At 40.7% G+C, this 12,337-nt stretch carries 10 protein-coding genes; 3 read left to right on the top strand and 7 right to left on the bottom strand.

Annotated elements, in window-relative coordinates:
• Nucleotides 1–32: 32 nt before the first annotated feature.
• Nucleotides 33–2,402 carry a PAS domain S-box protein gene (locus J4N24_RS02095; protein ID WP_207531977.1) on the bottom strand — a complete coding sequence of 790 codons (2,370 nt, stop codon included), beginning with the start codon at nucleotides 2,400–2,402 and terminating at the stop codon, nucleotides 33–35.
• 260 nt (nucleotides 2,403–2,662) lie between these two features.
• Nucleotides 2,663–4,885 (bottom strand): response regulator, encoded by a 2,223-nt coding sequence (locus J4N24_RS02090; RefSeq protein WP_207531976.1) that lies wholly within the window; start codon nucleotides 4,883–4,885, stop codon nucleotides 2,663–2,665.
• Between the two features lie 141 nt (nucleotides 4,886–5,026).
• Between J4N24_RS02090 and J4N24_RS02085 the strand changes: the two genes are divergently transcribed.
• From J4N24_RS02085 to J4N24_RS02075, 3 genes are all read left to right on the top strand, one after another.
• Nucleotides 5,027–7,039 (top strand): chloride channel protein, encoded by a 2,013-nt coding sequence (locus J4N24_RS02085; protein ID WP_242691472.1) that lies wholly within the window; start codon nucleotides 5,027–5,029, stop codon nucleotides 7,037–7,039.
• A 19-nt stretch (nucleotides 7,040–7,058) separates the two neighbouring features.
• Nucleotides 7,059–7,640 carry an HPP family protein gene (locus tag J4N24_RS02080; RefSeq protein ID WP_207531975.1) on the top strand — a complete coding sequence of 194 codons (582 nt, stop codon included), beginning with the start codon at nucleotides 7,059–7,061 and terminating at the stop codon, nucleotides 7,638–7,640.
• 72 nt (nucleotides 7,641–7,712) lie between these two features.
• Nucleotides 7,713–8,402 (top strand): Crp/Fnr family transcriptional regulator, encoded by a 690-nt coding sequence (locus J4N24_RS02075; protein WP_207531974.1) that lies wholly within the window; start codon nucleotides 7,713–7,715, stop codon nucleotides 8,400–8,402.
• Nucleotides 8,403–8,832: 430 nt separating this feature from the next.
• On the opposite strand, the gene fabF is transcribed toward J4N24_RS02075, so the two are convergent.
• The 5 genes from fabF to J4N24_RS02050 all read right to left on the bottom strand — a co-directional run bounded on the left by fabF (nucleotide 8,833) and on the right by J4N24_RS02050 (nucleotide 12,334).
• Nucleotides 8,833–10,092, bottom strand: a complete 1,260-nt coding sequence (fabF, locus tag J4N24_RS02070; RefSeq protein ID WP_207531973.1) for a beta-ketoacyl-ACP synthase II — start codon at nucleotides 10,090–10,092, stop codon at nucleotides 8,833–8,835.
• A gap of 30 nt (nucleotides 10,093–10,122) precedes the next feature.
• On the bottom strand, nucleotides 10,123–10,722 hold the full coding sequence (locus J4N24_RS02065) for a TetR/AcrR family transcriptional regulator (RefSeq protein ID WP_207531972.1): 600 nt from the start codon (nucleotides 10,720–10,722) through the stop codon (nucleotides 10,123–10,125).
• A gap of 63 nt (nucleotides 10,723–10,785) precedes the next feature.
• Nucleotides 10,786–11,379 carry a sugar O-acetyltransferase gene (locus J4N24_RS02060; RefSeq protein ID WP_207531971.1) on the bottom strand — a complete coding sequence of 198 codons (594 nt, stop codon included), beginning with the start codon at nucleotides 11,377–11,379 and terminating at the stop codon, nucleotides 10,786–10,788.
• Nucleotides 11,380–11,436: 57 nt separating this feature from the next.
• Nucleotides 11,437–12,009: a Crp/Fnr family transcriptional regulator gene (locus tag J4N24_RS02055; protein ID WP_207531970.1), complete on the bottom strand. Its 573-nt coding sequence runs from the start codon at nucleotides 12,007–12,009 to the stop codon at nucleotides 11,437–11,439.
• A 1-nt stretch (nucleotide 12,010) separates the two neighbouring features.
• Nucleotides 12,011–12,334 (bottom strand): winged helix-turn-helix transcriptional regulator, encoded by a 324-nt coding sequence (locus tag J4N24_RS02050; protein ID WP_207531969.1) that lies wholly within the window; start codon nucleotides 12,332–12,334, stop codon nucleotides 12,011–12,013.
• Nucleotides 12,335–12,337: the final 3 nt, after the last annotated feature.

The raw sequence follows: 12,337 nt of genomic DNA, 5'->3' as shown, positions 1-12,337 counted from the left end.
ACAAGCCTGTTCCGAAAATTATTCCTGCACCTTTAAGACTTTGCCAAAAAAGGATAGATCTTTTTATAAAGCATCGAAGGCTCGAATGGCTTAAGTACGTAGTCATTCATTCCGGCATTGAAATATTTATTTTCTTCGCCGCTCATAACGCTTCCTGTAAGTGCAATTACCGGCAAGGATCTGAATCGCTCTTCCGGCATACTTCTTAAAACTTCTGTAGCCTCCAATCCGTCCATTACCGGCATATGAACATCCATCAGGATCAGACGGTATTCCTTTTCTTTTATTTTATTGATAGCTTCCAGTCCGTTTTCTGCAAAATCAACTTTCAAGTTCCATCTCTCCAAAACCTTCCGCGCAAGGATCCTGTTTATTTGATTGTCGTCAACAACCAGGACATTGCCATCCAAAGGCGCATCCTGCACAATCTCTTTCACTGCTGCCAATGTTTTTACTTTTGGGAAGGTGATGGTAAAATAGAACCTGGTACCCTTTCCCAGTTCACTTTCTACTTGTATGGATGAACTATGAAGAGCTATAAGCTTTTTAGTAATGGTTAAGCCAAGACCTGTTCCTCCATATTTTCGTGCTGTGTCAGTATCTGCTTGAGTATAAGCATCGAATATGCTTTTTAATTTATTAGCAGGAATACCAATCCCGGTATCTGAAATTTCAAATCTGATCGTAACTTCTTCCTCCGTTTGCTTTTCCTGCACCATCGAAAGTTTTACTTCTCCCTCTTCGGTAAACTTAACAGCGTTTCCTAATAAGTTCATAAAGATCTGGTATAACCTTGTCGAATCTCCCAGAATACGTTTTGGCAGGACTGGATCCAGTTCATACTTTATATTCAAGTTTTTACCGTCAGTTTTAAACTGCAGAGATTCGATAGTTTGAGCTGCAAGTCTCTCAATCTCTACCGGAACACTTTCTAACTGCAGGTTACCCGTTTCGATCTTAGTAAAATCCAATACGTCATTGATCAGCGTAAGTAAGTTTTGAGCTGAGAATTCCAGGATCTCCAGGTTCTTCTTCTGACGGTCCAGCGGATCTTCCTGCTTCAATATCCGCGTCATACCCACCACAGCATTTAAAGGGGTGCGCATCTCGTGACTCATTACTGATAGAAAGCTTTCCTTTGCCTTACTTAATTTTATGGCGTCTTCACGTGTTTTGATCAATTGTTCTTCTGCCTGCTTTCTGTCGCTGATATCAACAACAATGGAAACCTGCTTGTCCAATTTGCCATTTTCGTCAAATAAAGGATTCGTTGAGGTGAATACCCAAACCGGAGTTTTATCTTTTCGATATAGCACCATTTCCAGTTCATAAGGCTTTCCTTCTTCTATCCGCTTCTTTGCCTGTTCAACAACAGCTAAGTCTGTTTTGGAACCAATTAAAAGGTTCCCGAAAGGCCTGCCTTCTAATTCTTCCAGTTTATATCCAATGATTCCTTCAGCTGCAGCATTTAGCCATTCAATCTCCCCTGCAGCATTTCGAATAACAACTCCCGCAGCTGCTTTTTCAAGAGATACCGAGAGTGTCTTAATTCTAGCCTCATTCTCTTTGCGTCTGGAAATATCAGTGCCATTAAGCAACCATTTGTTGTTTTTGACGACACCCGACCAGGAGATCCATTTTTTTATGCCAGACTTGCTGATCACAATCGTTTCAAGTGAAAAGCGGTTTTTTCCGCTCTCTACTAAAGAATTTATCCCCGGCATGATCGATTCTTTCTCGCCCTCTGAGCAGTAGTTCCAGATCCTCTTCTTCAACATTTCGTCTTCGGTATATCCTAAAATCTCTGTTACTGAAGAATTGATGAACTCAATAAAACCTTTGTTGTCAGTAATGCAATGAATTCCGTTTGAGTTATTGAAAAGCTCTTCAAAACGTCTCGACCTTTTTAAAGCCTTTTTTAGAGCTCTGTTCTTCCTTGAGAATTCCAGATGTGCAACCACTTCTCTTGCCAATGATTGTAAGGCGACTCTTTGTTCTTCAGACAACTGCCGCGGCTTGTAGTCATTCACGCATAAGGTGCCAAGACTTACGCCTTCTTCAGTAATCAGGGGACAACCTGCATAAAAACGAGTTCCATCTTCCATCTTAACATTTGGAAGTTCAGAAAAACGGCTATCCAGTTTAAGGTCCTGTACTTCTAAAATAGTATCCTGATAAATAGTGGTCTGGCATACAGATATACTGCGTGGCACTTCGGTAATTCCATCCAGACCTACCTGTGATTTAATCCAATATCTTTTTTCGTCGATAAAGGCGATTATAGCAACCGGAGTTTTACAGATAAAAGAAGCAAGTTTTGTAATATTATCGTAAACGTCCTCCGGAAGCGTATCTAATATTCGGTAACTTCTTAATTTTTTTAGCCTATTTTCCTCATTCATTTCTAAATGCTGATTTTAATTCTGCGAAGGGAAAGGTAGATTTAAGATGATCGAATGATCATTCGTTGACAATTATACGTAATTAATGTAAAGTCTGGTTTCCAATTAATGCCAGATTATGTCATTTTTTTACACCGTAAGGGCAACAAATAAAGCATTGGTACCTTTTTTAGTCTTGTAAAGAATGATGGCTGGGGCGAAATGGTTAGGAAATATTGTTATCCGTTCGGCTATACTTGATCAGCGATTGCATAAGTCAATTAAGAGGACTGTAACTTCAGCGCACAATTCTTCAACACATCCATCAATTCAGATGTATTTATCGGTTTGGAAATGTAGCCATTCATACCTGCGTCAAAGCAAGCTTCCCTATCCCCAGGCATCGCATTAGCAGTCATCGCAACAACCTCAGGTTGAACATAAGAACCAGATCGTATGCTTCGAGTAGCTTCTAATCCATCCATGTCTGGCATCTGCACATCCATCAATATCAGGTCATACGATTTATTCTGAACTGCAGCTACTGCCTCAACACCGTTATTAGCAAGGTCCACTTCGTATCCCAGTTTATTAAGAATTCTTGTCGCTAGTTTTTGATTGATCACGTTATCCTCTGCCAGAAGGATTGAGAGTGGATATGACTCAGCGAAATCTTCTGTTAGAGCAGAGCCAGTGCTCATTTTCTCGTAAGAAGGCTTAGCAATACCAGCCTTTAATTCGCTCAAAAGAATATTAAGCAAATTCCTTTCCTTAACGGGTTTTGTTATTTGCCTTGAAAAAAGATGAGGGTGCTGTACAAATACTTCATTACCCATTCTCGCCATTAGAAATACTGGAATAGAAGCATCTACTTTCCTTATCTCGGTAGCAAATTCAATTCCATCCATCTCTGGCATAAGCTTGTCAGTTATCACCATCCTGATATCCTTATTGCTAAGAAGGATATTCAAACCATGCTTACCAGAGGCGGCATCAAGCACAATTAATCCCCATCGTGTTAACCACGTTTTAATAACGTTACGGCTTATTTCGTTATCGTCTACCAAAAGCACCTTCCCATTATACGAATCAAGACGTATAGTTTCAACTTGTTCAACCGGGGAACTTTGAAAGTTTAGTGAAAAGGAAAAAGCAGATCCTTCGCCAAGCTTGCTTTTTACATCAATGGTGCCACCCATCAGGTTAACAAGTTTCTGGCAAATAACCAGGCCAAGTCCGGTTCCTCCGTACTTTCTGGTTGTGGAGGAATCTACCTGGGAGAAGGGCTTGAAAAGTCTTTCTAGTTTGTCTTTTGGGATACCAATCCCTGAGTCACTTACACTGAATTCAATTATAGTTTCTGATCCTATTTTGCTTTTACACTTTAGCTGTGCGAAAACTTCTCCTGAAGAGGTGAACTTGAGGGCATTATTGATGAGGTTGATCAGGACTTGGGATAACCTATGACTATCACCGAGTACGGTTTCTGGAATTTCGGGGTCAATGTTATAAACGAGATCAAGCTTTTGAGTGCCTGCTTTCTCCGCAAAAATATCTATCACATTTTCAACACACTCTCTGATATTGAATTCCTGGCATTCCATTTCCAAATTGCCTGATTCAATTTTCGAATAATCAAGGATATCATTGATCAGGTCGAGCAGCGACTGTCCGCTTGTCTTTATAATATCCAAATATTCCTTCTGCTCAGAGCTTATCGGTGTTGACGACAGAAGACCAGCCATTCCTATCACACCATTCATTGGAGTTCTTATTTCGTGACTCATGGTAGCCAGAAAAGAACTTTTTGCCTGATTGGCAATTTCTGCTTCCTGCTTTGCCCTTTCAGATTCATCCAATGCTTTTAGTGTAAGCACTTGTTGTCTTTCAACTTCAACCAGCATCATCTGGTTCTTTCTTAAGTATTTTTCGTTGATGCGCAGGTTAAGGATAACGATTACAAACAGTGCAATTATAGCAATGCCTGTTGTGAGGATACCACCCAGACCTTCTCTTAAATAGCTATTATCGACACCGATGGAAAGCCAGTCGAGAAATGGATAGCTAAATGCGATACAACTATTGATTAATAACGTAATTATAATCCAGCCTTTTTCCCTGAATCCGAAAACAAGAAGTGGGAAAACCAGCATACTCAATTGCAATTGGTAAAGGCCGGGAATAAGGTCCTCTCCAGGATTAAGTAAGGACGCATGGTATAGTGTAAGAAACACAGGTACGTTGATCGAAAGAATAAACCTCGACAGGTTGATAAGTTTGAAGTAGTTTAATGCAAAACTTAGAAACAGCGCCAGGAATACCCCAACGGAGTAAATTGTAAGGGATGGAAAATAAAGCCAGTTGACAATAAAATAAGGGATATTAAGAAATATCGTAATTAACGACGTTTCATTCGTTAGCCTTAATTTTTGCTGTAACCACTCTTCTTGTTCCTTCTCAACTCCCAGCTGGCACAAGAATTCAAGTCCTGAAACAAGTTTCATTCAGTTTTTTGATTGATTAACAGGTTATATACGCTTGAGTAAGATGGATGTTTCAAGTTTTATGCCGAGATAGACCGTAAACTATTCCCCGCAGGTATGAGCTGCAGTTATGAATAAGCCTGTAGTACTTGAAACTTTGACATGAAAAAATATAAATGCATTCTGTTATTGTTAAAATTGCTTAATACATCTAATTTTAGTAAAATATGTATTATTGTATGTAAAAACATTGCTATTGCAATCTTTTATTCTTTCCTTTGCAGTCCCTGGTTTTATCCTTATTTGATTCTTCGTTTTGATATGAGCAATACTATTGAAAATAAAATTCCAATTTCTCCCATTCTTAAGGAGTTCAATGAATCAGACGGCATACAGGAACAGCAATTTCCAAAGGGCAGGATACTAAGAATATCTGCATTGTCTGTTCTGGTAGCCTTCGCCATCTGTATTGTTGCTAAAATTCTTGTGAGCTTAATCAATTTAGTTACTAATCTTGCTTTCTTTGGAACCTTAGATTTAGCGTTTCGTAGTCCTGCTACCAATAATCTCGGCTGGTTCGTAGTGATTATACCAGTAATCGGAGGTGTAATAGTAGGGTTTATGGCATTGTATGGTTCTAAAGCGATACGAGGGCACGGGATACCTGAAGCTATGGAGCAAATCCTGACTAATCAAAGTAAGATTAAGCCGTCCCTGGCTTTTTTAAAACCAGTGTCATCCGCTATTGCAATAGGAACCGGAGGGCCATTTGGAGCAGAGGGCCCTATTATAGCAACAGGAGGCGCTTTTGGTTCAACCCTGGGCCAGTTATGTAAGATAACGACGAACGAGCGGAAAATCATTCTTGCTGCCGGGGCAACTGCGGGAATGTCGGCCATATTTGGTACTCCTATAGCCGCTGTATTCCTTGCTATTGAATTGCTGCTCTTTGAATTTTCTCCAAAAGCCATCTTACCCGTTGCTTTAGCCTGCGTAACTGGTGCTGCTGGTCACCACCTGCTCTTTGAATCGGGACCAGTGTTTCCCATGCCTGCAGTTAGCGTTCCTTCTAATTTGTCCCTTGCTATTTATAGCTTTATGGGCCTGACAATAGGTTTTATTTCAATGGGCGTTACAAAATTGGTTTATTGGATAGAAGATATGTTTGAACAGTTACCCATACATTGGATGTGGTGGCCAGCTTTGGGAGGTTTAGCTGTAGGAGGGATAGGTTACTTTCATCCAAATACATTGGGAGTAGGCTATAATAATATTATCGATATTCTTTCTGGCAAGCTTCCTTTGATTGCTATTACCACTCTTTGCCTGTTCAAGTTCCTGTCCTGGTCTATTGCACTGGGCAGTGGAACTTCCGGGGGAACGCTGGCTCCTTTACTAACTATAGGAGGTGCTACCGGAGCAATCCTGGGTTCTTTAATACATCAGTACTATCCCGACGCGGGCATTTCTATACCCCTTTCTGCGCTTATTGGAATGTCGTCTATGTTTGCCGGAGCTTCCCGGGCTTATTTAACAAGCATTGCCTTTGCTGTTGAAAGCACCATGCAAAGCAACGCACTGCTTCCCCTGCTTGGGGCGTGTACGGGCTCATTCATGGTATCGCTTCTTTTTATGGAGAATACGATCATGACTGAGAAAATTTCCCGCCGTGGTGTTGTTACCCCAGATTCTTATGAGCCTGATCTTTTAAAGAAAAGCCTCGTGGCAGGTGTAATGAGGCAGGCTGTAGGTTCTATCCTTGGAGATGTAAGCATCGCAGAAGCTAGATTGCGATTTCACCAGGAGGCCAGCGCCGCATCTTATTGCTTTCTCCTTGCGCAGGATGGATCGTTTGAAGGGATTATTGAAAGAGACACATTATTTCATTCTGCCTTGCCTGCTGATATTCTGGTTCGGAGCCTTGTGAACAAGAGGTTATCCTTTGTTAGAAGTTCCGATACACTATCCAAAGCAATTGAGGTAATGGGCAAAAATGAACAGTTTATTCTGCCGGTTATCGATGAAGACAGTGTCAGAGGAGTTATCGACTATAAGGACCTGATCACCGTTTATAAACATCATCACCGTGAAAGTAGTGATGCTGGAATTCATATTTTTATTAATCCTTCCCGGCTTAAAATCCTTATGGCGAGCAGGAAAATTCTGAAAGGTTGATGCCAGAAGAGCGTTATTAATGAAGAAGAGAATAAAACGGCACGTACGTGCTGCTAAGTATATTATTTACAAAGAGACACTTGTTGATCTAAGAGAACATTTCTGGACCTTTCTCGGAGCTTTTTCGGGCATTGGTTTAATTGGCCTTATGCATCAGCAGTATTTAGGATCGTTGGATAATCTATTTTTGATAGGATCTTTTGGTGCCTCCTCCGTACTTATTTATGGAATAATTAACAGTCCACTTGCGCAGCCCAGGAATTTACTGGGCGGGCACATCGTTTCTGCTGTCGTAGGAGTAACAGTCTGTAAACTATGTCCTCAGGCAAGTTGGGTGGCTCCAGCTTTAGCCGTTTCACTGGCAATCGTTGCTATGCAAATAACCAAAACCTTGCACCCGCCCGGAGGTGCTACCGCTCTGATTGCTACCATCGGTACAGAGAAGGTTAAAGCCTTAGGGTATGTATATGTGCTAAGTCCGGTATTTACCGGTGCACTTATATTGTTGCTTGTGGCCATCTTTTTTAATAACAGAACCAAACACCGAAGCTATCCTCATAATAAAAACTGGTACAAGGTGTGGAGGCGATATGCCAGATAAGAAGCTCTTGGAGAGTCTTCATAACAAGTATCAGAATGAGTTCGTCATGTTGTATCTTTGGTGTGCCACGCCATGAAGGAATGTAAAAATAAATGTGACCTGAAAAGTTGTTTTCTTTGCCAACTGGTTCTTCCTGATTGGTTGCCGGCTATTGAAGCAAATAAGCGCAATCTCGAGATTAAAAAAGGTCAGCAGGTTTTTAAAGAAGATGATCCGGTAACAGGGATTTATTTTGTTTATAAAGGCACCATTAAAGTGCACAAACGCTGGGACAATGAAAAAGAGCTGATCATTCGCTTCTCGAAGCCTGGAGATGTTATCGGCTATCTTGGGTTGGGCCTCGATCCCACTTATCCTGTTACTACTACTGCGCTTGAACCATCGGTTGTCTGTTTTCTTGATCTGCAGTTCCTTGAAAACACCCTTAATGTGAATTCAAAGTTTACAGTTGCACTTGTCCGACTTCTGGCAACCGATCTTCAGGAGTCACATAAGAGTATGCGCGACCTTGCTCACATGTCTGTTAAAGCTCGTATCGCTAAAGCCTTTGTAAGTATGAAAAATCAGTTTGGGCTTCGCTCAGATGGTTCTATAAACCTCGATATTAATAAACAGGATATTGCTGCTTATGCCGGGGCTTCCTATGAAACCTTTTTTAAAGTAGTTACGGAGTTAACAGCTAATAAAATCGTAGCATTTTCCGGTAAGAGTTTGTTCATTCAAAATGAAGCGCTACTACTGGAGATCATAGCCCGGGGATAATTTTAACAGGGAAGGGGAAGCCAAATGGAAAAGAGGGTGGATTAAATGCGGAATTAATTGAGAAGTGGAACCTTCCGAGGAAATAAAAAACCCACTAGCATTACCAGTTGCTAGTGGGACTTAAGACCAAAACCAAAGTATCAAATATACACGTATAAATACGTGTCTTAGGAGAAATGTTTTAATTCCATTATAAAAAGCAATCAAAAAACAATACCCCCTGCTTAGGGAGCAGGGGGTATTTTACGATTTCTAAATAATGAAAATAATTCCTTCTCAAATATCAACTTTTCTAACTTCTTTGCAAGTGATTTACGTCACAATTAAAAAAATAATTTAAATATAATCTTGAGCACGTTGTAAACTTTTCACTTAAGCACACCAAGCTCTTGCAAATTCTAGTGAAATTCCTGAACCTGATTTTGCAAATTCATAGATTCATCCTTTTAAATATGGAGGTAGCTGTATGCCCACCGAAACCAAAGCTGTTATTTAAGGCGTAACGGATCTCTTTCCTTTTAGCCTGGCCTGTAAGAATATTTAGTTCAGAAGGGATCAAGGGATCAATTTCAGTAGTATTGATCGTCGCTGGAATTATTCCATTATAAAGAGATAAGACCGAGACGATAGACTCTACCGCTCCTGCAGCACCAAGCATATGTCCCGTCATCGATTTTGTTGAACTAATCAATAGATCCGGAGCCTGACGAAATACTTCTGCAATTGCTTTCATTTCACTTAAATCTCCAGCGCCGGTTGATGTTGCATGTGCATTTATATATCCTATTTCCGACGCTTCCACCCCCGCGTCCTGCAGCGCTGCCTTAATACCTAGCAAAGCCCCCAAGCCCTCAGGGTGAGTGGATGTAAGATGGTAGGCGTCTGCAGCCATACCTCCTCCCGCCACTTCTGCATAAATCTTAGCACCTCTTTTAACAGCATATTCATAGCTTTCAAGAATTAAAGCTCCCGCACCTTCGCCCGCGACAAATCCATCTCTTGAAACATCGAAGGGTCGTGAGGCCGTTTCTATTTCCTCATTTCTTCTAGATAAAGCCTGCGACGCACTAAAGCCACCAATACTCGCAGGCGTAATAGAGGCCTCAGATCCTCCCACGATAACCACATCAGCCCGGCCATTTCTAATCAGGTCTAAAGCATTTATAATAGCTGTGTTTGAAGAAGCGCAAGCTGATACCGTGCAGTAATTGGGACCATAAAGCTTGTACCGCATAGAAATAACGCCTGCGGCGATATCTGTAATGATTTTAGGAATAAAGAAGGGATTAAATCTTGGCGTTCCGTCTCCTGAATTAAATTCAGTAAGCTGAGACTCAAAGGTGCTAATTCCTCCATACCCAGAGGCCCAAATAACTCCAATTCGAGTCCTTTCTTCATCCGAAAGCCGAGCGAAATCAAAGCCTGCATCTTCAATCGCTTCCTGGGCCGCAGAAATGGCATATTGAGTAAATAGATCATATTTCCTTATTTCTTTCTTCTCTATATAAAGTTCTGGATCAAAACCCTTTACTTCACATGCAAAAGTTGTTTTAAATTTTGAGGCATCAAACTTCGTGATGGGTCCGGCGCCCGACTTCCCTTCAATCGTATTTTTCCAGAAGTCCTTCACATTTAGTCCCAGGGGATTTACTGTGCCTAATCCCGTTACTACTACCTTTTTGTTTTTCATACCAATTAGTATCTATTTTCCTAAAAAAATTTAAATCCTTGTTATTTCTTCTTTTAAATGAGCGAGCATATCTGAAAAGAGCTGATGACTGTCAAGGGATTTTCCTACTAAAATGGCGCCTTCAATTATTGCTATGAGGTAAGCAGAATATACACCTGCGTTCAATTCACGGCGGAATTCACCATTCTGAATGCCTGCTTCAATGATCTTTTGCAGTGTATCTTTCCAGCTGCCTAATGCAGACTTAGCTTTTTCAAAAAGGGCAATATTAGTATCGTCAGAATCTATAAGAGCATTCTGAATCGCACAACCTCCGGAGGATTTCATGCTAGGGAAGTAGGTGATGTAAAAATCAATGCAGGCCATTAATTTTTCTTTCGCAGTTGTTTTTCCCTTTACCCGATCTCCCATTGGCTCACGTAACTTATTGTAGTTGTAATCAAACACCTTTAGAGAGACGTCGGTCTTGTCTTTAAAATTCGAGTAAATACTACCTTTTGTCAAACCGGTTGCCTTTTCCAGATCGCTCAAAGAAGTTCCCCAAAAGCCTTTTTTGTTGAAAAGCTCTGCTGCCTTTTCTATGATGAATTGCTCTGTATCTTCTGCTGGTATATGAGAGTTGCGACCCATGGATCAAAGATACATACTGATTGGTATTTATGCAAGTGCCTATTATGGTAGCAGGAGGACCCGTTATTTATTTATATTCCTGATTACCCTGCAGGGATTACCAACTGCTACAGAGTTTGGGGGAATGGATTTATTTACCACACTGCCAGCCCCTATTACTGTATTCTTGCCAATAGTTACTCCTGGTAAAATAATCACTCCTCCTCCAATCCAAACGTTATCTTCAATCTTTACTGGCAAAGCATAAGTACGGAAGTAGGGGATAGACATATCCAGGTCCCAGTCGGCAACAAGCCGCTCATCGACTTCAACGGGGTGAGTAGCAGTATAGATCTGAACATTGGAAGCAATCATTACATTGTTTCCAATCTCTATTCTATTACAGTCGACGAAGGTGCAATTAATGTTAATGATCACATTGTTTCCGATAGAAATGTGCTTTCCATAGTCACAGTAAAAGGGGATATCTACTTTTACATTGCTTCCCTTATTGCCGAATAGTGCATTTAAGATTTCCTGTCGCCTGGCAATATCAGAGCTTGCCGTTTGATTATATTCTTTTGTCAGTTGGCGGGCCTTATATTTTAATCTTTGTATATCAGGATCCGATGTGTTATAGATCTCTCCCTTCAGGCATTTTTCAAGTTCTGTATTCATTCGTGTAGGATTGACTTCAAAACTATAAAAAGCCCGGCTTTTAAATTTTCATCTATCTTAAAATCGCATTTCAGCACGCAGAGCACTTAAATGAGGCTGCGTCATTCCTAAATAGGATGCAATAAAACCTAAGTTAACACGATTGAATAGATCCGGATTCTCAGAAAGGAACTTCTCGTATCTATCTTTAGCTGATAAGGATAGCCTGTCGAGTCTTAGGGTCTGCATCTTCAATAATACCTCCTGATGAATAACGCGCGACCAGTTTACAATCTCTATGTTCTCGCTGTATAGCTTATTTAGCGTTTCAATAGACAGGCGGTAAATTAGTGAATCTTCTAAAAGCTGAATATATTCAAACCCTGCAGTTCTGTGATAAAGTGAGTTTGATGAAAATGTCACATCTCCCTCCTTGCTAAACCAATTGGTGACCTCCTTACCATCTATAAATAAAAATGTACGGGAACAGCCCTGTTCTATAAAGTAAACGTAATTATCGCGCACACCTGGTTTTGTCAACAAATGATTCTTCGGAAGCTGTTGTTTTGTAAAATACTGAGCTAAAACATTAATAGAATCATCAGATACAGGATAGTATTGCTTTATACCCTTAATTATATTTTTTATCATACTACTCTTTTGTCTGAATGTAGTTATCGCCCCATTCGTCCAGCTGTTTCAATAGTGGACCGAGTGTTCTACCTTGTTCAGAAAGCTCGTAAAAGACCTCTGGTGGAAACCCGTTCTTCTCAACCCGGCGGATCAAGCCTGCCTCTTCCATCTCCTTCAACTGTTCCAGAAGAACTTTCTTTGAAACCCTTGGCATAATTCTCCATAGGTCGGTAAAGCGCTGTGATCCTGTAAAAAGGTAGAATAAGATCAAAGGCTTCCATTTTCCTGCCAAAAGAGAAAGTGTGACGCGCGCTCCGCATTTCTGAAATTCCTCGTAATTCATAGG

The sequence above is a fragment of the Desertivirga arenae genome (assembly GCF_017355785.1).
GTDB lineage: Bacteria > Bacteroidota > Bacteroidia > Sphingobacteriales > Sphingobacteriaceae > Desertivirga > Desertivirga arenae.
The sequence above is the reverse complement of the archived record's forward strand: the minus strand, read 5'-3'. Positions and strand labels throughout refer to the sequence as shown.

Coding starts and splice junctions, on each gene's coding strand:
- J4N24_RS02095 (WP_207531977.1), bottom strand. CDS start 2,402: ATGAATGAGGAAAATAGGCTAAAAAAATTAAGAAGTTACCGAATATTA.
- J4N24_RS02090 (WP_207531976.1), bottom strand. CDS start 4,885: ATGAAACTTGTTTCAGGACTTGAATTCTTGTGCCAGCTGGGAGTTGAG.
- J4N24_RS02085 (WP_242691472.1), top strand. CDS start 5,027: ATGAAAAAATATAAATGCATTCTGTTATTGTTAAAATTGCTTAATACA.
- J4N24_RS02080 (WP_207531975.1), top strand. CDS start 7,059: ATGAAGAAGAGAATAAAACGGCACGTACGTGCTGCTAAGTATATTATT.
- J4N24_RS02075 (WP_207531974.1), top strand. CDS start 7,713: ATGAAGGAATGTAAAAATAAATGTGACCTGAAAAGTTGTTTTCTTTGC.
- fabF (WP_207531973.1), bottom strand. CDS start 10,092: ATGAAAAACAAAAAGGTAGTAGTAACGGGATTAGGCACAGTAAATCCC.
- J4N24_RS02065 (WP_207531972.1), bottom strand. CDS start 10,722: ATGGGTCGCAACTCTCATATACCAGCAGAAGATACAGAGCAATTCATC.
- J4N24_RS02060 (WP_207531971.1), bottom strand. CDS start 11,379: ATGAATACAGAACTTGAAAAATGCCTGAAGGGAGAGATCTATAACACA.
- J4N24_RS02055 (WP_207531970.1), bottom strand. CDS start 12,009: ATGATAAAAAATATAATTAAGGGTATAAAGCAATACTATCCTGTATCT.
- J4N24_RS02050 (WP_207531969.1), bottom strand. CDS start 12,334: ATGAATTACGAGGAATTTCAGAAATGCGGAGCGCGCGTCACACTTTCT.